A 25,221-nucleotide genomic window follows, 5' to 3' on the forward strand; every position below is an offset into this window, starting at 1 on the left:
TTTCCGCTAAGCCGTTGCTTCAACCCGGTACATGAGGTGCAGCGTCGCCCAGCGTGTTACGTCCAAGGCGTAGGAGCCGCCTGGGAAATTGCTCGGAAAATTTCCTAAGGAAGGGCTGTTTATAGAAGTGGCATCGTGCAGGTCTTGCAGGATGGACTGGGCCACATCGAGGGGGTTGGAGAGGGCGATCGCCTGTCGGGGGGTCGCTCCGGGGGCGATGGGCAGCCCGGCCAGCGTCTGGCTAAAGGGAGCCACGCTGAAAATGAGGAAGATTTCCGCCAGGCCGGGCACATTGGGCACGACCCAGCCCGGAAAGGGTTCGGCGGGCAGCGCTAGGCTCGATCCGGGCAACAGCGGCGGCTGCTCGGTGCTGGTAGACAGGGGCAGGGCGATCGCCTGGCCCGTGTTATCCAGCCCCATCAACATGCCGTAGAGCGGCTGGTCGCCTGCGTTTTGCAGCCGATAGCGGAGGGTGCTGCCTGCGGGGACGGATGCGCCGGATTCGACCGCTGCCCCCAGGCGCTTGCTGCTGAGGCGGTTGGGAATGCTAACGGTTTCTTGCTGCACGATGGGCAGGGGGCGAGCGGTGGTGGAACCTGGCCCCATCTGTTCCAAGATCGCCCGCACGCTGAGGCGCGAGGACGACGCATTCACCGTCAGCCGCAGCAGCTTCATGGCAAAGAGCGATCGCAGTTGGGGTGTGAGGCGATTGACCGCTGTTTTCACCGCTTCATCTGCTGTGGATAGCTCAATGCCCAGCGGCACACACCCCGGATAAAACAGACCATACTTTCCATCCAGGCTTGCAGGTGAACTGGGCATCTCCAACACAGGCTGGGACGGGGGCACGTCCGTCTGCACGGCTGGATTGGGCAACTCTGACAGCGACACCGCTGCTACCGTCGTTTCCACCGCCCGGCGCTTGCCAAAGAGATAGTCGGCCGACTGTTCGCCCGCGTTGACCAGCGACACCTTCGCTGCCGTAAATGCACTAGTGGCATCCACCCGCTCGATCCGATCCAGGCTGCTGTCGAGGGCGATGGTCAGCCCCACGCTGCGGGGCAGCAGGCGCACCCGCTCTTGCACGGGCTGTCCTGGCTCTACGGACGCGCCCTCGATCACGGGCAAAACCTTCAGCGTCAGCCCGTCTCGGCCCTGCACCCGCAGCAGTTGCGGCGCACTGCCGAGGGTTTCCCAAAGTGAACCGGGGCTATAGGCGCTGAGGGCAGACGGTGGCAGTCCGCCCGCCCACAGGCGCAGCGTCCGGGCAGAGTCCGGCGCAACCAGGATCACCCCGTCGGCTCCGGCTTCCGCAGGCACAAGCGGATAGGCGCTGGTTCCGTCGCGGCTAAGCGTACCGTTTGCCTGTGGCTCCTGGTTTGCGCCCGACAGCCGCTTGATGCTGCTGCTGGTTTGAGTCAGCACTGTCGAGAGGGCCGTGCCTACGGTGGCATCCCAGAGATATTGCGTCAGGGCGTAGGTGAGTAGACCTGCACTAAAGCCACTCCAGCGACCTTCTAGCGCCGCCTGGCCGGAGGCCGCAGCGGTGAGGAATAGCCCCGGCAGCGGGCCCGAAAGAGTTGCCTTGGCAGCCCGGAGGCGATCGCCCAGCGACTCTTGCAGCGCGAGGTCTTGGGGATGCAGGTCGCCCGTGGGCGCATTGGGGCGGGCCCGAATCCGGAGGTTGCCCTGGAGCGAGGTGCCCAGGTTCGAGAAGCCCAAATCCAGCAGCGTCACCACTTGTGAGGTGGGGAGCGATCGCACCAACTGCTCCAGCGTTGCGCGGGTGAGGTCGGCAATCAGGGGGCGATCGCTCGTGGGCAGGCCGCCATCGATGGGCACGATGCTGTCCCAGAGCTGCTCCGGATCGGTCGCCGAGCGCACTCGGCTGCCCAGCCCGCTGATGTGAACCACCACCACATCGCCGGGTTTCGCCTGCTCCAGCAAATGGGCTTGAAATGCCTCCGTAATGCCTGCCCAGGTGGCTTGCTCATCCGTCAGCGTTACCATATCCGCAGGCTGAAACCCAAAGCGGTGCTGCAACACCTGTCGCTGCATTTCCACGTCCGTCAGCGCTCCTGGCAGCAGCCCGCCTTTCACAGGGGGAATATCGCTCACGGCTTCGGGATACTGGCTGATGCCGATTAGCAGGGCTAGCTTGCGCGAGGTTGGCGCGGCCAGCACTTGCCCAGCGCGATCGCCCCAAGCCCACAGGCCGCTGCCGAGCGCCCCACCGATGGCGATCGCCCCACTGCTCCGCTGCAAAAATTCGCGCCGTGTCAGCCCCATGCTTCTATTTCAGCATCAAAGCCTCCCTTTGTTGAGCAGGCAGAGGGACAAAGTTAGGGATTTGGGGTTTTGGGTTTTGGATTTTGGTAGGACTCACGCAGTCGGACGATTTCTCGCGGGCTGCGCCCGCGAGAAATCGTCCAAAACCCAGAAAACTTACAAGTGCGTAAGTCCTGTTTGGATTGCCAGCCAGGTGTGGACGGGGCTTGCGGCAGTGTTCGTTCTTCGTGGCGCTGGCGGAAGGATGAATTATGACTCCTGATTTCAGGAGCTTTGCGGGTTTGCCAACGGTGCAGAGGGGCTAACCACCTCCGGATGCCGCGCTAGCCAAGCGTCAATGTCTTGCAGCATTTGCTGGGGGATTTCCCAGGGGAACAGGTGGGCGGCCCGGGCGTAGCATTGCCAGTCGCAGTTGGGCAGTTTGCGGGCGGTTTCTTCGCTGGAAAGCGCCGTGATGTGGCGATCGCCCTCTGCCGCCAGCATCAGCGCCGGAACCCGAATGTTGGGCAAATCTGGCACGCGGTTATAGCCTGCGCGAATGGCCTGGTTGAGGGCGCGAGTCGCCGCCTGCGACGTGTTTAGGTAGGCAGACACGGCATCGGCGGCAATGTACTCGTAGGCCGTGCGCGTGTGCTGTTGGATCAGGTGGCGAAACAGCGATCGCTTGGCAAATAGCTCAATATTCCAGCGGTTTCCCGGCTGCCACGAATTAATCAGCGCCGCCACGCCCGTCAACAGATTGTCCTGCCAGGAAATGGTCGGGTGGCTGCTGCGGGGATGGGCCGCCGTCGCCACCAGGATTAGCCCGCTAATCCGTTCGGGCAGCCGCAGGGCCAGTTCCATTGCCAAAATGCCCCCCAGCGACCAGCCCAACACCAGACAGCGCTGAATCTGGAGCCGATCCAGCAGCGCCTCCAGATCTGTGAGATGATCCGCCATCACAAACGGCTGCGCCACCCGGCTCTGGCCATAGCCGCGCAGATCAGGGGCGATCGCCCAAAACCGCCGCCCCAAATGCTGGGTAAACACGCCCATGCTGCTGCCTGCGCCGGGATGTCCGTGCAGACAAAGCACCGGGTAGCCGCTGCCGTGGGTATGAATGGTAAGCGGATGGGGCGTGGACATGGGCATTGGGAGCAGCAGGATTCCTGGCTGGTAGAACAGAGAGCGCGATTCGCGAAGCAATCCCGACGGGAATCGCCCTCCGATTCCTAGACCATCTGAGCAATACGGTAGGGGCTGGTGAGCTTGCTCAACTGCTGGTTTAGCAGGCTGAGGAACAAGCCCACATCCGTCACCACGCCAACGGATTCTACCGAGCCGCGATCGCTCAGCTTTGTCACCACGGCCGGGTTGATGTCTACGCAGACCATCTTCACGCCCGCCGGGGTCATGTTGCCCGCGCCGATGGAATGCAGCATGGAGGACAGCATCAGAATCAGGTCTGCGCCGCGAATTAGCTCGGCATATTCTGCCTGGGCTTTGAGCAAGTCCATCTGTGTGTCGGGCAGGGGGCCGTCATCGCGAATCGACCCCGCCAGCGAGAAAGGAACCTGGTGCTTGATGCACTCGTAGAAGATTCCGCTGGTCAGCACGCCCTGTTCTACTGCATTGGCAATACTGCCGCAGCGACGGATGGTGTTGATCGCCTTCAGGTGGTGGCGATGGCCGCCGCGCACCGACACGCCCCGCTTCATGTCCATACCCAGCGACGTGCCCATCATCGCCTGTTCAATATCGTGAACGGCGATCGCATTTCCGCCCAGCAGCGCCTGTACATAGCCCTCGCGGATTAATCGCGCCAAGTGTTCGCCGCCGCCTGTGTGAATCACCACGGGGCCAGCGACCACCACCACCTTGCCGCCTTGGTCGCGAATCCGGCGCAGATCCCAGGCGATTTGCTCGACCACCAGCTCGACGCGGCGCTCACTCGACACGCCCGACCCCATAAAGCTGAATTCCTTGTCGCCAGAGCCGCTGCCGTTTCGACTGTCGCGGGCATCGGGCTTGCGGACGGTGCGGATGCCCTCGACCCCCACCACAACGCGATCGCCCACCCGCAGATCCCTCAGCAGCTTGCACTCTGCCCTGGGGCCCTCCGGTGTTTGCGACACCACGATCGCCCCGTCCATGCGCTGGTTCTGCACGCGCACCCACTCACAGTTCACCCGCACCTCCGTCGGGTAAATCGTGGTGACGTAGAAATCGTCGGGCGCAACGCCGTCCTGCGTCACGGTTTCCAGCGGGTTGTCGCACACTTCCTGGGGTTGAGGCACTGCACCCATGTCGATCAAGCCCGACATAATGCTCTCCATCACGTCGTGGGAGGGAGCCGACACCTTCACCTCCGCCGCCGACGTACTCTGGCGCTGTTCGCCCAGACGGAAGTTCAGCACCTGGAAGCTGCCGCCGCTTTCCACAATTAAATCCAGCGCATTGTTGATCAGACCCGAATCGAGCAAGTGTCCCTCTAGCTGAATCACGCGGCTCTCCACAGCGGCGATCGCCTGGTGCAGCGGCTCCAGCGGCTCCGTCACCCGCAGCGTCAGACACTTGGCCGCACCGCCTGCCTTCATAAACTCCGTCAGCGGCGTTTCCAACAGCACAAAGCCCAGATCCTGCATCCGCTGGCGCAGACCGTCGCTGGCCTTGTTCATAATGACCACCCGGTCGATATTGACCGCGTTGCAGGCAAAGTTCACCGCATCGGCCTCTTCAATAGCGATGCGCTTGTGGGCGGGCACGCGCATCTCGATCAGGCGGTTAGAATAGGCATCAAACGCGGGCGGGTAATACAGCAAGTAGCCGTCCGTCAGCGGGCAAAAGCAGGTGTCGAGGTGATAGAAGCGCTCGTCCATCAGCCGCAGCGACAGCACTTCGATATCCAGCCATTTCGCCAAAAACGGGTGAGAATCTAGCTCCGAGCGGAAGCCATAGCCCGCCCACAGCCAGCGTCCTTCCCGATCCAGTAGGGCATCGCCCGCCCCCTCAAAAGGCAAATCCTTGGGTAGTTCATAAACCGTGTAGCCCTGTTCTTCAAACCAGGCCTTGAAAAACGGCTCCTCACCTTGGCGCTCTTTGTGATAGAAGCGGCTGAGGACGACCTTATCTTCTAGCACCAGCCCCGCGTTGGCGGTGAATACCATGTCGGGAACCCCGACCTGGGGCTTTACTAGATCCACCGCTGCCCGGTCTTTGATTAGGTGATACAGCCCGTGCCACTGCTCAACGGCGCGATCGCGCGAGGATTTGTGGATATTGCCCTCCATCCAAGGATTAATCACATAATCCACGTCGTAGTGGTCGGGCGGGCACATCAAAAACCGAATGGCAGAGTTCATGGTAGGTCAGGGGTTAAGGACTAAGGATTGGGGGTTAAAGGAGAGATGAGCTGGCGGAGATTAGCTGGCGTAGATTATGCTTGCCATGACTTGTGGCAAAGCCCTGGCAACAATCGGAATCAGTCGCAGGGGCGATCGCCCAACCAGCCTCTACAAAGCTGGATATCTGGATCTAGAATCCAAGTGAATCTACGTGCCTTTGCAGGGGCTAACTGGCGCTGCCCAACGGCTGTTTTCGGGGTCTTTTCGCGGTCTATTCTATGGATTCAGTCACGACACAAAGTCGATCTAACATTTTAGTACGCTTGGTGAGGGGTGCTGGCTATTGTCAAGATGTGTGGATATTCTTAGCGATTGCTTTGAATCCTGTCATGTTTAGACAGAATTAATGCCCGGTATCACTGCCCACGCGATTCATGACCACAAATTATTTGGCAAATTATTCGGCAAACACTTACGCATCGGAATATTCCGAGGAATGTTCCAAATCGGGCGGCAAGAAGCCAGCCTGAGCAATTTCATACAGGTGGCGATTGTTGTCGCGCAGCGCTTCGATATCCTGTTCCGAAATCTGGCGAACGTAGCTAATCTTGATTTCTTCTAGTAGGTCGGCCAGCAGGTTTTCTAGCTCGCGAGATGTGTCGCCTTCGCGCAGTTGTTGCCGCAGGGTTTTACCCGCCCGATCAACTAAATTTCGAGTTAGCTCTACGCCCTTGGGGTCGTCGAGCGCCGTCACTAGGCTGCCGTAGGCCGTTTGGGTCGCATTAGACACCAGCCGCTCGCTCATCTGGTGGGGCAGCGCGTTGACCCCCGGCATCCGGCTAAGCCCCCGATAGACCGGTGATTGCTCCAAGACGCTGGTCAGCGTGTAGTGCAGCAGCGCTTCGATGTCTGGGCGCAGGGCAGGCAAGACCTGATGCACAGTGAGATGGGCGATTTGGCGGGCGATTTCTTCGACTTCGTTAACGCCCGTCACGTCTACGTATCGCATCCGCGTGTCGGGATTGAGCAGCAGCTTGGTCAGCCCACCCTGCCGCAAAAAGTCTTGGGCCTGTTCGATTACCCGCAGCACGACAACCTCGGTCAGTTGCACGGCAAAGTAGCTGGCGATCGCCAGACTGACCCGACTTTGGAGCGATCGTATCGGCAGCAGCCCCGACTGATCCAGCCGAACCACCGTCGGAATCACGCGCAGCCATCGCCAAATCGGCAGAAACAGCAGCAGGTCATACCAGCGCCACAGGATCACATCAAACCAGTTGGTGCGGCGATAGCGATGGTAGAGATGCCACAGCCGGAGGCCCAGATCCACCGCAAATAGTCCCATAAACCAGAGGTCAATGCGCCAAAAGCGATCGATGGGTCGTCCGTTTTCGTCAACACCGCGATAGTAGTTGCGCTGGAGCAGTGGCTCGATTTCGCGGTCAAAAAAGGCGATCGCTCGGTCTTCGCCAATCTGCTCCAGATAGGCACGACTCCAAAAGGTGCGAAACGCCTGCCGCGACGAGTCCGTGCCCACAAACCGCCGCATCCGGTGCTTGAGGCGCTCCAGTTGCCCCGTTTTGCCCGCCAGGTTGAAGGGGTTTTCGTCGATTAGCTCATCGCTGCGATCGCGCAAATTTCTCAGCAGCGCCTCCGACTCCGGCGAACCCAAGTCTGCGTCCCATAGCTTGGCCGCCTGCTCCAAATAGCCCTCGGTGACGCGATGCGGCTCAATACCTTTATAAGTTTCGCCATACCAGGCTGTGAATTGCGGAAAAAATCGCAGGTAGTAGTCGCGCAGCGGGATGTAACTCGTATCTACCAACACCAGCAGCAAGTTCAGCAGCACCACCAGCGCCATTGCACGATCCAGCCAGCGCACCAGCGGCCGCGACGGACTTTTTGCTCTAAAAGTTGCCTTAAAAGATGTTCTGGAAGGATTGACCATACCTGCCTTACGCCTTACCGCCCCGCATTCAGTTCCCACCCTATTGAAGTACGAAATGCACGGGTTGTCCTCCGGCAAAAGCAATGTTTTGGTCTAACAGAGGTTCCTCTGCCACGGGGGGAAGAGATTGGCAGCAGGTTTGCCAGTGCGTCTCCTCGACGCAGAACTTCTGTGAAGTAGCAGTCCAATCCGGGAATGATAAATCTGGCGAGCTATAGCGTTTTTCATTCTGGCGAGGCATAGTAACAGCAATGGGAGAACCAATTCTGTAGGTCATTCAATGACACTTGGGAGAAGGACTCCTCAATGGCTTTGTCTAGATCAAGATAGCTCCGTGCCCCAAGGGAGCGCAGAATACTCTTAATCTTTGAAAAGCAATTCTCGATGGGTGAAAAGTCCGGCGAGTACGGCGGTAGAAACATCAGTTTAGCACCTGCATCCTCAATCAACCTCCTAACTTCTTCACCAAGATGAATCGAGCAGTTATCCATGATGACACATGCCCCTTTCCACAACTTAGGAACGAGTCTCTGGGAAATGAAGGCTTCAAAGGTAAGTCCATCGACTGAACCGATGAGATTGGAATAGGTAATTACCTTTTTAAGGCTAATTGCACCAAGAATCGAGACCCGTTTCCCTCGTTTGCTGGGACGCTTGCCATGGGCTCGTTTTCCTTTCGGGGCACGTGCCCGGAGTCGAGTCAAAGCCAGGTTCACTCCTGATTCGTCAATAAAGATTAAGTCTTGAGCCAGGAATCCTCGAACCAGTTGCCAAAATTTGACTCGTTCGATTTGCACCCGTTCAGTTTCCTTTTTGTCGGGATACAGCGTTTTTTTTAAGGGTTAAGTTCAGTTTCTCTAACATACGAAACATCGTCGAAACGCCAATCCGAACACCGACCCTTTGTTCCAGCAAGTCACACAACTCTGCCAATGTCGCGTCATGATTTGATTCAGCAATCGTTTTTAGGATCTCTAGTTGCTCATTACTTAATTTGGTTGGCGTTTGCTCAGTGCGGCGTTTGGGGGCAATCTCACCTGTTTCCCGATATTGTTTGATCAGCTTTCGCACGAAACTGTAAGCAACTCGAAATTGTTGAGCGATTTGACGTTGCGACGTATTCCCTTCAATGTAGACATCAATAATTTTTTGTCTAAGATCTAGTGAGTAGGGTCGCATTTGAGTTAAGGGTAAAGTAAATTCACTGAATAGATTATATCAAAATACGCCTCACTAGGCTAGAAATTGCTATATAAACCCTGACCTGTTGAATACTAAATCCTCAACAGTCGGGGTTAACCCTTTGCCAGCAATAAGCAGGGCGATCGCCCTGCCCTCATGATCGTCGCGCACGATATCCGTATTCACTCTGTAATTTCTATGCCCAAAAGAGCGATGAGTCACTTACAATCTAGCCTTGCGATTCTGTTTGCTGGAACTTTGTGTATCGGGGGAATGGATTTGCTGATGCTTGCATCCCCCGCAACTGCTGCTCCGATGCAAGTCGAAGCAACCAAACGAGAGCGCCAGCGGGTCGTGGTTCTGGATTTTGACTATTCTGCAACCAGCGACACTAACTATTATTGGTCTTACTGGAGACGGGGAAATGCATCGGGCATTAGCGATTTGATTGTCGATGCCCTAGTGGATTGAGGAGACTACATCGTTCTAGACAACAGCATAGTTGGCGGAAGACGGCAGGGCTTTTATGGGGAGACAGAACCGCAACAGAGAGGAGACGACCATGCAGTGAGCGACAGTCAGATGTCTACTAACATATCGCTTCGCTCCTCTCATAGAGATCGCTAAGAGCCAGAGAAATGGTAATAGGAAAAGGAACTGGGCTAGGGATTGAGGACGACCATCCAACGTCAGACATCTCGATGTCTACTAACATATTGCATCGCCTCAACCTTGACCAGCTTCCTTCAACGAATTCTCAGGGAGTGGTGACAGACACCTTCCATAATCTCTTCGCTCAGAAGCAGGCAGCCCAGTTCCAGACAACAAACTATCCCCAACTTAGCTGATGGAAAGAACCTTTGTCGCCTACATCGGCATTGACTGGTCAGATCGCAAACACGACATCTGTCTGTACGACCCCGAGAGCGCACAGCGAGAATACAGCGTGATTGGCGCTCAACCGCAAGAGATTGCCAACTGGGTTGCGACCTTGCAACAGCGATACGGCAACAGCCCAATTGCCATCTGCCTGGAGCAAAAGCGAGGACCCCTGATTTACGCGCTGTGCCAGTACGACAACCTAGTGCTGTTTCCCATCAATCCGCGCACGGTTTCTAACTATCGACGAGCCTTTCAGCCCTCACGAGCAAAATCAGACCCCGTAGATGCCCAGATTTTGATTGAGCTGCTGCTCAAGCACCCAGACAAGATCCCCCCGTGGCAAGCCGCATCTTGTGAACTGCGAGCGTTGCGGCAGTGGAGTGAATCCCGCCGCATGCTGGTGGGAGAGAAGGTACGACTGACCAATCGCATCACCGCTGCTTTGAAAAACTTTTATCCTCAAGTGCTGGAGTGGTTTGAGGATAAAGACACCCAAGTGTTTTGTGACTTTATCACTCAATACCCTGACCTCCACTCTGCCCAAGCGGTTTCGGCTGAGGAATTGACTCTGTTCTTCCAGTCTCATCGAGTCATCCGCCGGAGCGCCATTGAGCGGCGCATTCACCAAATCCAAACCGCTGGCATCCCCCTGACAGAAGACCCAGGGATTGTTGAACCGATGCAATGGCTGGTGCAAACGCTGGTGATTCAGCTCAAGGCGCTGTTGCATCGACTCGATGAGTTAAATCAAACGATTGAGCAATTGTTTCAGTCTTTGCCAGATGCGGCGTTTTTCGATGCTTTACCCGGAGCAGGACCCCATCTTGCGCCCCGGCTACTGATTGCGTTTGGCGATGACCGCAGTCGCTTCGGCAGCGCCCAGGCGTTTATGAGCTATATCGGCATTGCACCCGTCAAAGAGGAGAGTGGCAAGAAACGCTGGACGCATTGGCGCTGGAGTTGTCCAAAGTTCTTGCGGCAGTCCTTTGTAGAGTGGGCTGACCAGTCGCGGCGGCACTCATCGTGGGCCAATGCGTTCTATCAGCAGCAGCGGCGATCCGGCAAAAGTCATCCCAAAGCGATTCGCGCTCTGGCGTATAAGTGGGGACGGATTCTCTGGCGCTGCTGGCAAGACCGAGTGCCCTATGACGAAGACCGCTATCTGGCGGCGCTCCAGCGCAAGAGGTCACCACTGGCGGTAATGCTAGTTCAAAGCGCTGCTGAAGTGACGACGAGTGCAGGAGGTGAGTGCAGTAATTCTAGGGTTCAAGTTACGCTAAAAGACACATGACAGTTCAACAAATGGAACGTATTTAGGAATGAAACATTTAATGCAATGTAGCCAACCTCGGGCTGGCTTATGGTTTGCTGCGTTTAGAGTCTGTGCATCAATTTACTCAGTACCTTTTCACGGTTGACTGTTGACTCCGTCTCCCTCAGGGCCTATGTTACTGACGTATCAACAGCCGTTGCCATCGGCCGCGAACTCGGCGTTGACTATGTGATTATGGGTTCGGTCACGGAGTTTAATATATCTACCGAAAGGTCAGGGGGTGGATTTTTAGGAATCGGCGTAGGACAGCGGGAAACCACTGCCAATGTCGCGTTAACGGCTCGCATGATCAGCACGGCAGATGGCGCTATCGTGGACACAATGCGTGGGAGAGGCTCGGCGGGCGATCGCTCTTCCAGTGTTTCCATCGTCGGCATTGGCGGCGGCTCTGATAGAAACCGTGAAGATGAGTTAATGAGTCGGGCAGTTGAGCAGGCGATTGCCTCCCTAGTAGAGGATATGAATCGCTAGGTGTATCTCGCCAGGTGTATCTCGCTTGTATCTCACAAAGAGAGGGCTTGATGCTTTGAGCGCGACGCGCCTGGAAAGCCAGCTTCTAAGACAGAACCTAGGCACTGTTTTAAAACTCTCTAGGTCATTGATTGCCCTGAGTCGATCCCCCTCCTTAAAAAGGGGGACTTCCGGAGTGGCCCGGCTCGGTTCCCCCCTTGTTAAGGGGGGCTGGGGGGATCAAACAGAACCTAGGCACTGTTTTAAAACTCTCTTTAAAGCTCTCTAGGTCATTGATTGCCCTGAGTCGATCCCCCTCCTTAAAAAGAGGGACTTCCGGAGTGGCCCGGCTCGGTTCCCCCCTTGTTAAGGGGGGCTAGGGGGGATCAGAGGGTTTTAAAACACGCCCTAGCCAACTCGGACTGCCTGTACCTAAGTCACTGACTTGCTAGAGGAAAGAGGGGTATGCCTCGCAGTGGAGCGTAAAGTGCGCGGCCATTCGAGCTACCCCTTTGTGGTTCTTAGCACAGGGACAGTTATCACAGACTATACAGACTATTCAGAAAGCTCTGGATATTAGGTCAACATTGTTGAATATTTCGGCTTTTCCAAAATACTTTATGGGACATTAAAAACAACCTGCCAGAGGAGACATTTCCATGAACACGCTGTATGAAAAACTGGGTGGCGCGGCGGCGGTGGATTTAGCAGTCGAGAAGTTTTACGAGAAGGTTTTGGCAGACGAGCGGGTTCAACACTTCTTTGCTCATACAGACATGGCACAGCAAAAGCGCCATCAAAAAGCGTTTATGACCTACGCCTTTGGGGGGGCTAATCACTGGAACGGTCGGCCGATGAGAGATGCCCACAGCAGCTTGGTTGCGGAGATGGGGTTAACGGATCACCATTTTGATGCGATCGCCGAAGATCTGGTCGCCACGCTGGTCGAGCTAGAGGTTCCCCAAGCCCTAATTGACGAGGTGGTGGAAATTGTGGGATCTGTTGCCCATCGCAACGATGTTTTGAATCGCTAAAAGTTTTGAATTACTTGATCCAAGAAAGCCAGGACTTACGCACTTGCGATAAGCTCTCTGGATTTTGGACAATTTCTCGCGGGCTGCGCCCGCGAGAAATTGTCCAACTGCGTAAGTCCTAAAGGCAATAACTTGGCGATGAATTTGGCAAAATTGGGGTGAAGAGGCAGGGTGAACGGGTTTTAACTCTGTAAAGTTGATTTGTGTCCTCTTTCCCGATGCCCATCATGTACCCTCAATGGCAACCTTGGAACTTCCTGTGGAATGATTTTCGGAACACTTTTCGGAACACTTTTCGGAACACTGTTCAGAACGCTTTTCAGAACGCTTTTCGGAGCGCTTTTCGGAGCATTTTTTGGAATTCCTTGAGAAATACTTGCCGGAGTATTCAATGGAAAGCCGGATGGAGATCGACTGGGCAGTGGCGATCGCCCCTTCTCATCCTGCTCGTCCTGACGCTGACCTATGGCTGTGTCGTCGCCAATCGCCCCGCTGCCACGCTGCTCACTGACCCGTTTTTGCAACTGCCCACGCCGACCAGCGTGCGCGTTGTCTGGTTTACCGAGTTTGAGGGCGGCGAGCATCGGGTGGAATATGGCGACGGGTTCCAGCAGCGGGCGATCGCCACCACCACAAAGCTATCCCGCGTGCGCGAAGACCAGCGATCGCGCGTCGGCCAGCAGACCGAACCCGGCCAGGTCTATCAGCAGCCCACGCCCCGCGACATCTGGCGGCACGAAGCCGAAGTGACGGGCCTGACACCGGGGCAGCGCATTCCCTATCGCGTCGCCAGCCTGCGGGCCAATGGGCTATTCACACGGGCGATCGCCAGCCGCCCCTTTACCCTGGCTCCCCTGCCACCGCCCGGTACGCCGCTCAAAATCTTGCTCACCTCCGACCACCAGAGTATGCCCATGACCGCCACCAACCTGCAAAAGGTCGTGGAGACAGTGGGACAGGTGGATGCGGTCTTTTTGGCAGGCGACACGGTGAACATCCCCGACCGCGCCTCGGAATGGTTTGATGACAATCGCGGCGGTGCATTCTTCCCCTGCCTCCAGGGTCGCGCCAGCTATTCCCTAGAGCGCAACGGCACTACGCGGGTTTACACTGGCGGCGAAATCATTCAGCACGCGCCGATGTACGTGGCAATCGGCAACCACGAAATCATGGGGCGCTACGGCCGCCTAGATAGCTTGAACGGCGAATTTGAAGACGCGATTCCCCGTGATGTAGCGCTGCGGCTCTACGGCCCCAACGGACTAAACAACACCGCCTTCAGCACCGACACCTACGAAGAAATCTTCAGCCTGCCCCAAAGTCCAGAGGGCGGCGAAACCTACTACGCTACCACCATTGGCGATGTGCGATTGGTATCGCTGTTTGCCACCAACCTGTGGCGCGTGCCCAGCCTAGACCCCTCTGCCAAGGGGCGCTTCCGCGAACCCGAAGCCAAGCTCAATAGCCGCGAAGACTGGGGTTATGGGCAAATTATCTTTGAGCCAATCCGCAAGGGCAGCCCGCAATACAACTGGCTAAAGCAGGAACTGAGCAGCCCGGAGTTCCGGCAGGCCCGCTATAAGATCGTGATGCTGCACCACCCAACCCATACCCTGGGGGATAACGTCGTGCCGCCTTATACCGACCCCATTCGCGTAGTGGAGCGCAACGCCGAGGGCAGCCCTGCGGTGGTTCGCTACGATTATCCAAAGTCGGACGACTATTTGCTGAAGGATGTGATGCCGCTGCTGGAGGCGGCGCAGGCGCAACTGGTGCTGTACGGGCATTCTCACGTCTGGAACCGCTTCCGCTCGCCTGCGGGCCTGCACCTGCTGGAAACCTCCAACGTGGGCAATACCTACGGAGCCTATTGGAAACCGCAGCCCCGGAAGCTGCCCGATCTGAACCCGCAATTCTACAACCTGGAAAACTACGTGACGGCGGGCGATCCGGGGGGGCTGGAACCGATTACGCCGACCCTTGCGCCCGTGACGGGAGATGATGGACAGCCGCTGCCGTTTCTCTCCAGCAACGACATCACCGCCTTCACCATTTTCGACACAGGCACGGGCACCATCAGTAGCTACCGCTTTGACACGCGCACCCCGGATGCGCCTGTGGTCAAGTTCGATGAGTTTCAGCTTGGCGTTGGATAAGGATGTGAAACAAGGGCGAACGATGGGACTCGAACCCACGAATGGCGGAACCACAATCCGCTGCCTTAACCACTTGGCTACGCTCGCCGTACAGTGCCCTCTACAGGCGAATACTAGTATAGCATTTGGCTGATGGGCCTTGTCACAAATTTTGTGCCTTTTGATCTTAGAACTTACGTTGATCTTAGAACTTACGCAGTTGGGCAATTTCTCGCGGGCTGTGTCCGCAAGAAATTGCCCAAAATCCAGAAAGCCTATCGCAAGTGCGTATGCCCTGGGTCTGTTTGATCCTTGTGATCTGGTGTGTGGGAATATCTATGACCCCAACTTCTGACTCAGCTATCCAGTCCGCTATACTAGGGAAGGCGACAACTCGCTTCGGGATGTAGCGCAGCTTGGTAGCGCGCCTGCTTTGGGAGCAGGATGCCGCAGGTTCAAATCCTGTCATCCCGATTTTTCATTTTGAATGGAACTGCAAATTGCTAAAGGCGGGTAGTGGTGCAAACGGACTGGATTTATCCCTATCCGCCTCTTTTGTCTGGCGTGTTGGTTAGGCGCTACAAGCGATTTTTCGCGGACATTGAGCTAGAGAGTGGCGAGATCGTTACAGCGCACTGCCCCAATACCGGGCCGATGACGGGGGTCAATTGCCCTGGCAGTCGCGTGATGGTGTCGCCTAGCAATAACCCGAAGCGATCGCTCGCCTATACCTGGGAACTGATCGAGGTGAACGACAACGGGCCAACGTGGGTGGGGGTGAATACGGCGCTGCCCAACCGCATCGTCCGCTCGGCGCTGGAAGCACGGCTGTTTCCAGAACTGGGCAGCTATCAGCAGATTCGGGGCGAAGTGCCCTACGGACAGGATCAGAAAAGCCGGGTCGATTTTTTATTGACGGGAGCCGCCGATGGGCGACCCGTTTATATCGAGGTCAAAAACACCACCTGGGCGCTGGGCGACCTGGCGCTGTTTCCCGACACCGTGACAGAACGGGGGCAAAAGCATCTGCGAGAGTTGACAGCGCTGCTGCCCCAGGCGCGACCGGTGATGCTGTATTTCATTAATCGAGGCGACTGCACCCGGTTTTCGCCGGGCGATCGCGCTGATCCGGTCTATGGGCAACTGCTGCGGGGGGCGATCGCCCAGGGGTTAGAAGTGCTGCCCTGTCGATTCGAGATTTCGCCTGCGGGTATCCGCTATCTAGGTCTGGCTGAGCTTTGCCTTGAGACGACGCAACCCATCGAAGTTCACACACCCAAGGGCAAACGACGAAAAGCGCCATAACGCAGGGCGAAAAGAGAAAAAATCGAGGAATGGAACAGCGCAAAACGGTAGCAAATGACACGATTAATCGCCTCATTCGTATTTGTCATGATCACCGTTAGAATGCGCCAAGTCAGCCGGTTTCAGTCCAGTGCGATCGCCCAAAAGCCTCTTTGCAAGCAGCTTTCAGGGATTTGGTTTCTATTAGAACAAAATGGAGAGCGATCGCTCGATTCGGATATCCGTATTTGCCACGGTAGAGATATCCGCCTTGCCTCAAACATGAATATTTCTTAAATTCTGTTCTACGCCTCTAGGAACTTCTTAATCCTCCTTGGGGGGCGTGGATCTGCTGTATACATCTGATAAAGTTGCGACACAAGACGAGACATTATGTTGACCGTTAAAAGAAGACCATCCGCAGTTGTGGACATCCGATAAAGAGCAGATAAAGAGCAGAATTGTTGATTTCGCTGAAGCTCAAGATTCAGGGTTCCCTGCCTCTACTCATGTCTATCAACTTTCGCGGAAAATGGTTTTCTAGCTGGTGTCACGCTGGCGGCCGATGCTGCCGACTCGCTTGCTTCCATCGCGCATTTCAGATACAAATTCCTGAGAATTCTTGCTAAATTCCTGCGAATTTCCTAGACCGAATAGCCCAATCAAAACGGCTAGCCATGTTCGTGAAAGGAGAGACAAATTATGCGTATTGCACAAATTGCTCCGCTCTGGGAACGAGTTCCTCCTACCACCTACGGTGGAACAGAGCTGGTGGTGAGCTTGCTCACGGATGAGTTAGTCCGACGGGGGCATGAAGTGACCTTATTTGCTTCAGGAGATTCGATTACGCTGGCGAATCTGGAATCGGTTCATCCTCGTGCGCTGCGGCTCGATAGCACGGTGAAAGAATACGGCATTTACGAAATGCTGGAACTGGCTCAGGTTTACGAACGGGCTGACGAATTCGACATAATTCATTCCCATGTGGGCTGTGCCGCGCTGCCCTATGTAAATCTGGTCAAAACGCCAACCGTCCACACGCTGCACGGCATTTTTACGCCAGACAACGAAAAGATGTTCACCTATGCCCAACGGCAGCCCTACGTGAGCATTTCCAACACGCAGCGGGAGCCGTGCCTGGGACTAAACTATGTTGCCACCGTATACAACGGGATTGATGTAGAGAGCCACAAGTTTCATCCTGTGCCGAATGATCCCCCCTATCTGGCATTTTTGGGGCGGCTGTCGCCCGAAAAGGGAACCCATCACGCCATCGAAATTGCCAAGAAAACGGGCTATCCGCTGAAGATGGCAGGCAAGATCGACGTGGTGGATCGGGAATACTATGAGCAGCAGATTAAGCCCCACATCGATGGCGAACAGATTCAGTATCTCGGCGAGGCCAATCATCAGCAGAAAAATGTGCTGATGGGCGGGGCGATCGCCACGCTGTTCCCCATCACTTGGCGCGAACCGTTTGGGCTAGTGATGGTGGAGTCAATGGCGGCGGGTACGCCTGTCGTGGCGATGGAACTGGGGTCCACGTCCGAAGTGATTGCTCACGGCAAGACGGGCTTTCTCTGCCATTCGGTGGAGGAGTGTGTTGCGGCGATCGCCCAGGTGCCGCAGCTCGATCGTCGGGCCTGTCGAGATCATGTCCAGGCGAACTTCAGTGTGCAGCGCATGACCGATGGCTATGAGCAGGTCTATCGCCAACTGGTGGGCGATCGCACGTTGACCAGTCCGGCAATTTTCAGCCTGCCGCAGCCAAAGCTGGCCGGGTAACCCTTGACCAATAGCAGGGGTTATAGCAAGGGTTGAGGAGCGAACTCTGCCCTAAGATCGAAGCCTCAACCCTTCAAACGTGCAATGCTTTGAAGTTGAGTTGCAACTCTTATATCTGTAGCGCCGCTTATAGCGCTTCTGTAGTGCCGCAGGGATGGCAGTCTATCCGGGTTGCCGCAGAGTTGGCTTCCAAACCACAAGATAAGGTTGACCCTGGTCAAGTCAGGTCCCAGTTTGAGTTCAGCCCATGTTAGCCCAGGGTCAGCACAGAATCAGCACAGGGTGCGAGCCGCCTGCATCGGGTTCTGGTTTTGTAAATTGCAGGGTTTGCAAATTGCAGGGTTTGTAAATTGCAGAGTTGGTTTTGTAAAGCGTCGTGCTTTCTTTGCACTTTAGTCCGGGAACGCAATTCCCGCGCTTGAAGTAGTCTAAGTTCCCCTGATGATGGCGCTTTGACTGTGATGGCGCTTTGACTGATGACGCTTTGACGTGTTTCCCTTCGCGCTACAGACATTTTGCCTTGCAGATGTATTGCAAGGTGATACGCCGACTACAGGCGGTTCGTCCCTCGCGTGTTCCTGATTTTTTCGTTCACCCCTTCCGAGACATCGCTCATGTCGTGACCTAGCACATTGTTGGCGTACCTCTGCTCTATACAATGCCCCTGGAGAAAAACTTAAAAAGCAGCACGCTCGATACAGCGTTTAATCGCTCCACACGGCACAATATGGCAGTGTAAAGGAACCCTAACGAACATCACGGCTTATTTCAGGATTGTTAGCGGTTCGCCGATGGTTCACTGGCGAGGTCAGACCAACCGGACAGGAAGATCCTATCCTAGCTAGAGGGTTGGCTTGGCTGCGGTGTCCGGTACGATATCCAAGTCTACGAGGTTAGCAATGTCCCAGACCCCTCCCGTATCCCAATCGCGTCATCCTAGGGCAACGTTTTCTGCTGGGCCCCAGCGGCAGGCGATCGCCCTTATCCTGGTTCATAATGATCCGGCGCTGGAATTTCAGCGCGAAGAAGCCAGCGGCAGCCGGGTATACGTGAATCAAATCAGCGAGGCGCTGGCCAAGCTTGGCTGGCAGGTGGATGTGTTTACCCGCAAGACGAATCCCGACGATCCAACGATCGTGCAGCATTCGCCCCACCACCGCACGATTCGTCTGGTCGCTGGCCCGCAGGAGTTTATCCCGCGCGATCGCCTGTTGGAGCATATGCCCGCCTTTGTCGAAGCTTTCCGTAAGTTTCAGACCAAGGACGGATTTCACTATCCGCTGGTGCATACCCACTACTGGCTCGCAGGCTGGGTGGGGCTGCAACTGAAGCAGGAGAGCAATATTCAACTGGTTCATACTTACCACTCTCTGGCGGCGGTTAAATACGCAGGCATGGCTCAAAAGCCGCTGGTTGCCGACCACCGCATGGCCGTAGAGCGGCATACGCTCGTCGGCGCGAACTGCATCGTGGCAACCAGCCCCCAAGAGCAAGAAACCCTGCGGGAATTGGTGGCCACTCCCGGCAACGTGCAGGTGATTCCCGGTGGCACTGACTTGGACGTGTTCCACCAGATGTCGCGCAGCGATGCCCGCGCCCAGTTGGGCCTGTCGCCCTCGGAAAACGTGGTGCTGCATGTAGGACGGTTTGACCCGCGCAAGGGAATTGAGACGCTGGTGCGAGCCTGTGCCCAAATCAAGCAAATGGATACCCTAGCAGGGGAACCGCTGCGGCTGCTGCTGGTGGGCGCGGCCGACGATGCCGAGAGCCTGGCCGAGCGCGATCGCATCCAGTCGCTTGTAGCCGAACTGGGGCTAAACGCCGTCACGGAGTTTGTCGGTCAGGTCGGACACGATCGTCTGCCGCTGTATTACACCGCTGCAGATGTGTGCGTTGTGCCCAGCCAGTTTGAACCCTTTGGGCTAGTGGCGCTGGAGGCGATGGCCTGCGGTACGCCCGTGGTCGCGTCGGATGTTGGCGGGCTGAAGTTTGCCGTCGTGCCGGAGGAAACGGGGCTGCTAGTGGCTCCGCAGGATGTAGACGGCTTTGCGGGGGCGATCGCCCGCATTCTCAGCGACGACCTCTGGGCCCACCGTCTGCGTCGTCAGGCTTCCCTACGAGTCCAGCAAAACTTTAGCTGGAGCGCAGTGGCCGCTCGCCTCAGCGACCTCTATCGCAGGCTGCTGGCACAATCGCTCACAGGCGATCTGCTGTCGGTTCCGATGGCTCCAACCACCGCAGCCGCCCTCAGTTCACTGCCCGCCGAGCCGCTGGAGCAGCCGCTAGTGAATGTGTCTTAGCATACTGGTTAGAATGCCAGGACGTAGATAGGACGCACAACAGCACTGGCTGCCTTCTGCGCTGGGCTGGCTAACCCATCTAGGAGTCAGGAATTAAAGGAATCAAAAGGAGTGTGGGTGTGCCTGCGCTCCTTTTGAGTGTTGTCGCGGGGACTGGCTGCCGCAAATACGGCGCAATCGTTATCTCCCAAAAGCTTCTCCTCAGCCTAATAAGTAGATAGACCAAATTAAAAAACAGATCCTGAACCCTGCGCCGCCCGCTGCGCGGGCGGCGCAGGGTCTTTGGGCTTTATATTTATTATAGCACTACGTATTTGGGTTAGGACGTTATCATAGAGCCATCAGGAGAGTTTAGGAACACCTATGCCCGCCCCCTACAGCTACGACTTGCGTTGCAAAGCGATTGAAGCCGTGAAACAAGGTCACCGCAAAGTTGATGTCTGTCGAATGTTCAACATCAGTCGCAATACCTTAGACCTGTGGTTGAAACGGGAAAAAGAAACGGGAGATTGCCGAGCGATGACTGGGTTTCAGCGAGGAAATCGGCATAAGATTACCGACTGGTCGCGCTTTCGTGAGTTTGTCAAGCAGCATGGGGATCAGACCCAAGCGAGACTGGCAACCCTGTGGGGGGATAATGTGACACAGCAGGACATCAGTCGAGCCTTGCGAAAGATTGGGTTTAGTCGAAAAAAAAGACCTATGGCTATCGGGAACGAGACGACCTGAAGCGACAAGAGTTTCAAGAGCGCTTGAGGAGTAAGCTGCCGCATCAGGTTGTCTATGTCGATGAAGCAGGCATTGATCATCGAGACGTTTATCCCTACGGCTACTGCGAGGTTGGAGACCGCTTCTATGGGCTTAAATCAGGAAAACGCACCGAACGAGTCAGTTGGATTGCGGCCTTACGAGAGAACAGCCTCTTTGCGCCAATGACCTTTGCTGGCTCGTGCAACCGGGATTTAGTGGAGAGGGGGTTGGAGGAGTGCTTAGTCCCCCAACTGCGAGCGGGAGATGTGATTGTGATTGACAATGCCAGTTTCCATCATTCTCAAACCATTGAAGAGATCGTGGCTCAAGCAGGGTGTGAGATTTGGTATTTACCCCCTTATTCCCCAGACTTGAACGAGATTGAGCATTGGTGGTTTGTGCTGAAGAATTGGATGCGGCAACGCTGGGATGAGTTTGATAACTTTCGCGATTGTGTTGATGCTGCTTTTAGAGAATGCCCTAACGTGACTGCGTAGGGCTATAGTTGGAGCGAATCAAGCTGACCAGTGGTGTGGCTTGAGTGCGGGCGTGGATGGTGACATATTCAGATGGGCCGGCCCAAACCAAATCCAGTTGATTGGTTTGCAATGCAGAGGCGGCCGTGAGCAAATCATCCATAGGAAAAAACTCAACGGAAGTTTCTAAAACGTCTTCCAAAGCCGCCCGAAACGGATCGTACTTTTCCTTTAATTCATCAATTCCCTGAACATCCGTAATTGCGAATCTAATTTTCTCAGGTAATTTGACAGTGGATACCCGCGAAGCCGTGGAGGTTGCACTACAGCCAGCAATAAAGAGACTGGAATACCACAGGAAATTGCGTCGTTTCATGGCATTTTGGGGACTATGCTAGATTGGCAGAACTCAGCTTAGAGTTCCCGCCCATCATAAAAAGTCACCAAAGCATAAATAAGGTTTACCAAACTTATTTAATCTTATGCTTTTGTTAGGACTTACTTTAGTTTGGACTAACTGGCATCACAATAATGCTCAACAGGATGCCATAAAGAATCTGCTCAACCGTTCATAACAGTTGAACTTAAGGAATTGGATACAATCCTGCTCGCAGTTAAGCTGCTGTTGCAACCGGACTGTTCAGGGATTGTTCGGATGTCTTGCGTTTCGAGGCTCGTTTTTTGACCATCGGATAGCAGGGACGAGGAGTTGGCTTGTGCCCCTTGCCTCGTCCTGGCGATTTACCACGAGGTTTAGGCGCAGGAGCAGGGGTGCCAATCGCTGCCAAAATGCCTGCAAACGCTTGTGCGACCCGACCCGGAGTCAACGTTTCTTGCGGTGCCTGCCAGGGCAAGGGGTGGTCAGTACAGTCCTTTCGCGCTAACCACAACTGCCAACTGAGCAACGGCATCAGGCTGCTCCACTGTTCGGTTGCCGATACAGAACTGAACTGGGGATGTGTCCAATATAGCCTCTGCTTGGCAAAGCGATACCAGTGTTCAATGGCAAAGCGACGGAGGTAGTGCAACCACAGGGTTTCTAACGGAGGCATCTGCTCACCCAGCCAAACTAACCACAAAGGAGCCAAGCGTCGCGTGCTGCTCTGTGTCTCCAGCACCTCCACGCGCAACACTTCCATTGCCCGTTTGGGGGATTTGCGGAAATGGTATGCACTCCAACGACTGACCCGCACTCGTCCCCAGTTGGGATCATCGACTTCAACGGTTTCGACCGGGACACTCCAAGTGTCAGGGTCATTGAGTTTCATCTTATGTCCATGCTTGGCAGGTGCGCCTCGCCCTCGATACGCTGGGGGCGCGCCATAGACACATCGATTGGATGTAACCCGCAGCAGCAAGTCTGCCTCAATCCCTGCCGTTTGGTTGACAAAACTGGCATTGCCGTACCCTCGGTCGTAGATCGCCAACGGACGCACCGCTAACTGCCGAGTCACTTGTTTGAGTTGGAATGCCGCTTTACTGGCGGGTGTTTCAAAGCTGGTGATGCGCTCATGCCGCAATGGTAATGCCCAACTGCCCCTGTCTTCAGCAATCCAGGCTAAGGTACTGTAGTTTTGTCCGGCTATCGGGGCATGTCCTGTTCTGCCTGATAAGGTGCGGTCTTTCAAACGCCTGGCAGCAGGACGGTTCCACCGACTCGCATCACCTGCCAACAACGGTTGCTGCTGAGTCGGTATCTGCTGCACCAACAGCTTCAGCACCTTTGATCGGGGTAGGCGGCTATCGCGCAACGCTTCATAGGTGCTCGACCACTGGCGACGAAAGACAGGACTCTGCGATAGCCTCACAAACGACACGATGCACGCACTCACTAACACGGCATCCATCAGATCAAACAGGGCATCTCTGGCGTTTCCCAAGCTGGCATACAACGTTTGGCGAAATTGCTGAAGTTCGTTGAAAATCATGGGGTCAATGTTGGTTGTACTTCATTGACCTTACGGCAGTCGGTGCTTCTCATTGACTGCCTTCCTCTTCACCATTAGTCCAAACTAAAGGACTTACGCAGTTAGACGATTTCTCGTGGGCGGCGCTCGCGAGAAATCGTTCAAAATCCAGAAAACTTATCGCAAGTGCGTAAGGTCTGCTTATTTTGGAAAGCCACAGGTATCGTTACAGACTTCCTGATTCCACAACCTTTTCGAGATACTGACTTTCTAGCAAAAACGCGCCGCGCCCAAACCGCACGCCCCAATAGCCACCGGGACGGCGATCTAGCACAATACCTTCTTCTCCAACCTTAATCAGGTCGGGTGGACGCAGCATGGGCATGGGTTCTGCGGTTTTGAGGTAGGTTGGCAGGGCGATCGCCCGCACCCGATCGCCCACCTGAAACACCTTCTCCTCTGTTCCATCTAGTTCTGCCATTGCTTCACCCTCGTTCAGGGAACTTGCCAGATTTTTTCATGATACTGGCTCGGTTCCGCATAGGGATCGATCATTTCGCCATGATGATGATGCCCATGCGTATGACTGTGGGGATGCCCGTGGGCGTGGCTGGGTTCATGGTCGTGCGTAGGATTATGCGTGTGGTCATGCGTGTGATCCTGCGGATGGCTGGGTCTATGTGCATGATCTTGAGCATGATTTTGAGCATGATTTTGGGCATGTTCATGCGTGTGTCCATGATCGTGCCCGCGTGCGTGCTCGTGATTGTGCCCGTGTGCGTGTGCATGTCCATGATTGTGCCCGTGTGCGTGCGCGTGGTCATGCCCGTGGGCTGCGCCATTGCCGACAGCCGCCAGACGAAACTTGCACATTTCGCAATTCATCTGCACCTGCCCAAGCTGCGTTTCGATTTCGCGATCGCGCAATACAGAAAACAGCGTCCTGTGCAGCCCCATTTCTGGCAGGCAGACCATCGAAACATCGGGAAACTGGGCCTGCTGTTGAGCAGTAATTGTGGCAATTTTCTTGACCAGCACGCCCGTAAACAAAAAGTAGGGCAGCACGATAATCCGCCTGGGCTGATACAGACGGGCGCGGCGGAAACCCTCTTCTAGCCGGGGGTGGGTAATGCCGATAAAGCAGGTTTCGACGGTGTGATAGCCGCTGCCTTCCCAGAGAATTCGCGCCATTTTGTATACGTCGCCGTTGGCATCGGGATCGCTAGCTCCGCGCCCCACAAACAGCAGCACTGTGTCTTCCCGCGCAATGCCCTGGGGGTTCCACTGCGGCTGGTCGAGATCTGCGAGGCGCGATCGCCATAGATCCAGAATTCCTGGCGTAATGCCAAAATGCCGCCCATAGTGAAACGTGACTTGGGGATGGCGCTGGCTGGCGCGATCCAGTTCATTGGTCACGTCGAACTTGTTGTGTCGCGCCGCAAACAGCAGCACAGGCAGCACCGAAAGGTCGGTATAGCCCTTGGCAACGCACTCGTCTACGCCCTGCTGAATCGATGGCTCCGTCAGTTCCAAAAAGCAGGGCACGACCGGACGCGAGAGATCCAACGCCTGATACGCCGCTGCAAAATCTAGCAAGCCCTGGCGACCATCGGCATCGCGGCTGCCGTGGCCCACCAGCAGCACCGGACGCTGCATCGGTAGCGGGGGAAGATCGATCTGGGGCGAATTTCCGAGGGCGATCGCCCCCTGCTCTGACTCCAGAGGATACATCAGCGGCTGCGCTAGCGACTCAGAGTTTGCAGCAATGGGGAAATTGGACTTTGAAGAAACAGGGTCAATAGAAAGGGTCATAAAAATCAAAACTCCGTTCCCGTGCGACGCGAGAGCTAGAGTGAAAAAGCAGCAGGCTGGCGTTCTGGCTGGGGAGCTTTGGATGATTTGGATGATTTGATGTTTACCCAACGAAACATGCTCCAGCTCCCATCACAGTTGCGGCACAGCGCCGGACTCTCACCGGACTTTCCCACCCTGCGGCTGTTCACATGTGCCTAGCCATCTTACCCCAGGCGGGGAGTCGTGGAATGGGGGAGAGGGGGATTGGGATGTGTCCCAGATTGGGAATGAGGGGATAATAAGAGGATCGCGGAATCGCGTCCTTCCCCGGATTGCGTTTTCAATTGCG

At 55.7% G+C, this 25,221-nt stretch carries 19 protein-coding genes, 2 tRNA genes and 1 riboswitch; of the genes, 11 read left to right on the forward strand and 10 right to left on the reverse strand.

Going from position 1 to position 25,221, the window contains the following annotated elements; all coding sequences use genetic code 11:
• Positions 1 to 6: 6 nt before the first annotated feature.
• From HPC62_RS13590 to HPC62_RS13610, 5 genes are all read right to left on the reverse strand, one after another.
• Positions 7 to 2,289 carry a caspase family protein gene (locus tag HPC62_RS13590; RefSeq protein WP_172356502.1) on the reverse strand — a complete coding sequence of 761 codons (2,283 nt, stop codon included), beginning with the start codon at positions 2,287 to 2,289 and terminating at the stop codon, positions 7 to 9.
• 264 nt (positions 2,290 to 2,553) lie between these two features.
• Positions 2,554 to 3,414: an alpha/beta fold hydrolase gene (locus HPC62_RS13595; RefSeq protein WP_205370195.1), complete on the reverse strand. Its 861-nt coding sequence runs from the start codon at positions 3,412 to 3,414 to the stop codon at positions 2,554 to 2,556.
• 86 nt (positions 3,415 to 3,500) lie between these two features.
• On the reverse strand, positions 3,501 to 5,630 hold the full coding sequence (gene argZ, locus HPC62_RS13600) for a bifunctional arginine dihydrolase/ornithine cyclodeaminase (RefSeq protein ID WP_172356506.1): 2,130 nt from the start codon (positions 5,628 to 5,630) through the stop codon (positions 3,501 to 3,503).
• Between the two features lie 454 nt (positions 5,631 to 6,084).
• The gene (locus HPC62_RS13605; protein WP_172356508.1) at positions 6,085 to 7,560 is read right to left on the reverse strand and encodes a hypothetical protein; all 1,476 of its coding nucleotides are present in this window, start codon (positions 7,558 to 7,560) and stop codon (positions 6,085 to 6,087) included.
• A 224-nt stretch (positions 7,561 to 7,784) separates the two neighbouring features.
• Positions 7,785 to 8,739 (reverse strand): IS630 family transposase gene (locus HPC62_RS13610; protein WP_205370770.1). Its coding sequence is split into 2 segments (ribosomal slippage): positions 7,785 to 8,397 and positions 8,396 to 8,739, totalling 957 coding nucleotides; the frame shifts between segments, so codons are not numbered across the junction.
• A 288-nt stretch (positions 8,740 to 9,027) separates the two neighbouring features.
• Between HPC62_RS13610 and HPC62_RS13615 the strand changes: the two genes are divergently transcribed.
• The 5 genes from HPC62_RS13615 (at position 9,028) to HPC62_RS13635 (ending at position 14,597) form a co-directional block, all read left to right on the forward strand.
• Positions 9,028 to 9,213: a hypothetical protein gene (locus HPC62_RS13615; protein WP_172356510.1), complete on the forward strand. Its 186-nt coding sequence runs from the start codon at positions 9,028 to 9,030 to the stop codon at positions 9,211 to 9,213.
• 376 nt (positions 9,214 to 9,589) lie between these two features.
• Complete coding sequence (locus HPC62_RS13620) at positions 9,590 to 10,915, forward strand: IS110 family RNA-guided transposase (RefSeq protein ID WP_225906777.1); 1,326 nt, start codon at positions 9,590 to 9,592, stop codon at positions 10,913 to 10,915.
• Positions 10,916 to 11,131: 216 nt separating this feature from the next.
• A complete protein-coding gene (locus HPC62_RS13625) occupies positions 11,132 to 11,428 on the forward strand; it encodes a CsgG/HfaB family protein (protein WP_255548825.1) in 297 nt (98 codons plus the stop codon).
• A gap of 638 nt (positions 11,429 to 12,066) precedes the next feature.
• Entirely contained in the window at positions 12,067 to 12,441 is a 375-nt protein-coding gene (locus tag HPC62_RS13630) for a group I truncated hemoglobin (protein WP_172356514.1), read from the forward strand.
• Between the two features lie 440 nt (positions 12,442 to 12,881).
• Positions 12,882 to 14,597 (forward strand): metallophosphoesterase, encoded by a 1,716-nt coding sequence (locus HPC62_RS13635; RefSeq protein ID WP_225910645.1) that lies wholly within the window; start codon positions 12,882 to 12,884, stop codon positions 14,595 to 14,597.
• A gap of 14 nt (positions 14,598 to 14,611) precedes the next feature.
• On the opposite strand, the gene HPC62_RS13640 is transcribed toward HPC62_RS13635, so the two are convergent.
• Positions 14,612 to 14,684 (reverse strand) — tRNA-His (locus tag HPC62_RS13640).
• Between the two features lie 292 nt (positions 14,685 to 14,976).
• On the opposite strand from HPC62_RS13640, the gene HPC62_RS13645 reads away from it, so the two are divergent.
• From HPC62_RS13645 to HPC62_RS13670, 6 genes are all read left to right on the forward strand, one after another.
• Positions 14,977 to 15,050: transfer RNA gene (locus HPC62_RS13645), tRNA-Pro, on the forward strand.
• A 42-nt stretch (positions 15,051 to 15,092) separates the two neighbouring features.
• On the forward strand, positions 15,093 to 15,881 hold the full coding sequence (gene sfsA, locus HPC62_RS13650) for a DNA/RNA nuclease SfsA (RefSeq protein WP_390819223.1): 789 nt from the start codon (positions 15,093 to 15,095) through the stop codon (positions 15,879 to 15,881).
• Between the two features lie 54 nt (positions 15,882 to 15,935).
• The gene (locus HPC62_RS13655; protein ID WP_172356518.1) at positions 15,936 to 16,157 is read left to right on the forward strand and encodes a hypothetical protein; all 222 of its coding nucleotides are present in this window, start codon (positions 15,936 to 15,938) and stop codon (positions 16,155 to 16,157) included.
• 405 nt (positions 16,158 to 16,562) lie between these two features.
• On the forward strand, positions 16,563 to 17,645 hold the full coding sequence (locus HPC62_RS13660; RefSeq protein WP_172356520.1) for a glycosyltransferase family 4 protein: 1,083 nt from the start codon (positions 16,563 to 16,565) through the stop codon (positions 17,643 to 17,645).
• An 899-nt stretch (positions 17,646 to 18,544) separates the two neighbouring features.
• Positions 18,545 to 19,945 carry a glycosyltransferase gene (locus tag HPC62_RS13665; RefSeq protein WP_172356522.1) on the forward strand — a complete coding sequence of 467 codons (1,401 nt, stop codon included), beginning with the start codon at positions 18,545 to 18,547 and terminating at the stop codon, positions 19,943 to 19,945.
• 363 nt (positions 19,946 to 20,308) lie between these two features.
• A protein-coding gene (locus tag HPC62_RS13670) for an IS630 family transposase (RefSeq protein ID WP_205370190.1) occupies positions 20,309 to 21,192 on the forward strand; the annotation gives its coding sequence in 2 pieces (ribosomal slippage) (positions 20,309 to 20,635 and positions 20,638 to 21,192; 882 coding nt in all).
• Here HPC62_RS13670 and HPC62_RS13675 read toward each other — a convergent pair.
• From HPC62_RS13675 to HPC62_RS13690, 4 genes are all read right to left on the reverse strand, one after another.
• Entirely contained in the window at positions 21,176 to 21,547 is a 372-nt protein-coding gene (locus HPC62_RS13675; protein WP_172356524.1) for a PhnD/SsuA/transferrin family substrate-binding protein, read from the reverse strand. The two genes, HPC62_RS13670 and HPC62_RS13675, sit on opposite strands and share 17 nt — an antisense overlap.
• Positions 21,548 to 21,785: 238 nt before the next feature.
• The gene (locus tag HPC62_RS13680; RefSeq protein WP_172353244.1) at positions 21,786 to 23,099 is read right to left on the reverse strand and encodes an NF041680 family putative transposase; all 1,314 of its coding nucleotides are present in this window, start codon (positions 23,097 to 23,099) and stop codon (positions 21,786 to 21,788) included.
• Between the two features lie 205 nt (positions 23,100 to 23,304).
• Entirely contained in the window at positions 23,305 to 23,559 is a 255-nt protein-coding gene (gene sipA / locus HPC62_RS13685) for a regulatory protein SipA (RefSeq protein WP_172356526.1), read from the reverse strand.
• Positions 23,560 to 23,573: 14 nt separating this feature from the next.
• A complete protein-coding gene (locus HPC62_RS13690) occupies positions 23,574 to 24,809 on the reverse strand; it encodes a sirohydrochlorin chelatase (RefSeq protein ID WP_172358949.1) in 1,236 nt (411 codons plus the stop codon).
• A gap of 118 nt (positions 24,810 to 24,927) precedes the next feature.
• Positions 24,928 to 25,106: riboswitch (cobalamin riboswitch) on the reverse strand.
• Positions 25,107 to 25,221 lie beyond the last annotated feature (115 nt).

The organism is Thermoleptolyngbya sichuanensis A183 (genome assembly GCF_013177315.1).
GTDB classification, from domain to species: Bacteria; Cyanobacteriota; Cyanobacteriia; order Elainellales; family Elainellaceae; genus Thermoleptolyngbya; species Thermoleptolyngbya sichuanensis.

Excerpts from the sequence above, each read along its gene's own strand:
- HPC62_RS13590 (WP_172356502.1), bottom strand. The coding sequence starts at position 2,289 with ATGGGGCTGACACGGCGCGAATTTTTGCAGCGGAGCAGTGGGGCGATC.
- HPC62_RS13595 (WP_205370195.1), bottom strand. The coding sequence starts at position 3,414 with ATGTCCACGCCCCATCCGCTTACCATTCATACCCACGGCAGCGGCTAC.
- argZ (WP_172356506.1), bottom strand. The coding sequence starts at position 5,630 with ATGAACTCTGCCATTCGGTTTTTGATGTGCCCGCCCGACCACTACGAC.
- HPC62_RS13605 (WP_172356508.1), bottom strand. The coding sequence starts at position 7,560 with ATGGTCAATCCTTCCAGAACATCTTTTAAGGCAACTTTTAGAGCAAAA.
- HPC62_RS13615 (WP_172356510.1), top strand. The coding sequence starts at position 9,028 with ATGCTTGCATCCCCCGCAACTGCTGCTCCGATGCAAGTCGAAGCAACC.
- HPC62_RS13620 (WP_225906777.1), top strand. The coding sequence starts at position 9,590 with ATGGAAAGAACCTTTGTCGCCTACATCGGCATTGACTGGTCAGATCGC.
- HPC62_RS13625 (WP_255548825.1), top strand. The coding sequence starts at position 11,132 with ATGGGTTCGGTCACGGAGTTTAATATATCTACCGAAAGGTCAGGGGGT.
- HPC62_RS13630 (WP_172356514.1), top strand. The coding sequence starts at position 12,067 with ATGAACACGCTGTATGAAAAACTGGGTGGCGCGGCGGCGGTGGATTTA.
- HPC62_RS13655 (WP_172356518.1), top strand. The coding sequence starts at position 15,936 with ATGACACGATTAATCGCCTCATTCGTATTTGTCATGATCACCGTTAGA.
- HPC62_RS13660 (WP_172356520.1), top strand. The coding sequence starts at position 16,563 with ATGCGTATTGCACAAATTGCTCCGCTCTGGGAACGAGTTCCTCCTACC.
- HPC62_RS13665 (WP_172356522.1), top strand. The coding sequence starts at position 18,545 with ATGTCCCAGACCCCTCCCGTATCCCAATCGCGTCATCCTAGGGCAACG.
- HPC62_RS13675 (WP_172356524.1), bottom strand. The coding sequence starts at position 21,547 with ATGAAACGACGCAATTTCCTGTGGTATTCCAGTCTCTTTATTGCTGGC.
- HPC62_RS13680 (WP_172353244.1), bottom strand. The coding sequence starts at position 23,099 with ATGATTTTCAACGAACTTCAGCAATTTCGCCAAACGTTGTATGCCAGC.
- sipA (WP_172356526.1), bottom strand. The coding sequence starts at position 23,559 with ATGGCAGAACTAGATGGAACAGAGGAGAAGGTGTTTCAGGTGGGCGAT.
- HPC62_RS13690 (WP_172358949.1), bottom strand. The coding sequence starts at position 24,809 with ATGTATCCTCTGGAGTCAGAGCAGGGGGCGATCGCCCTCGGAAATTCG.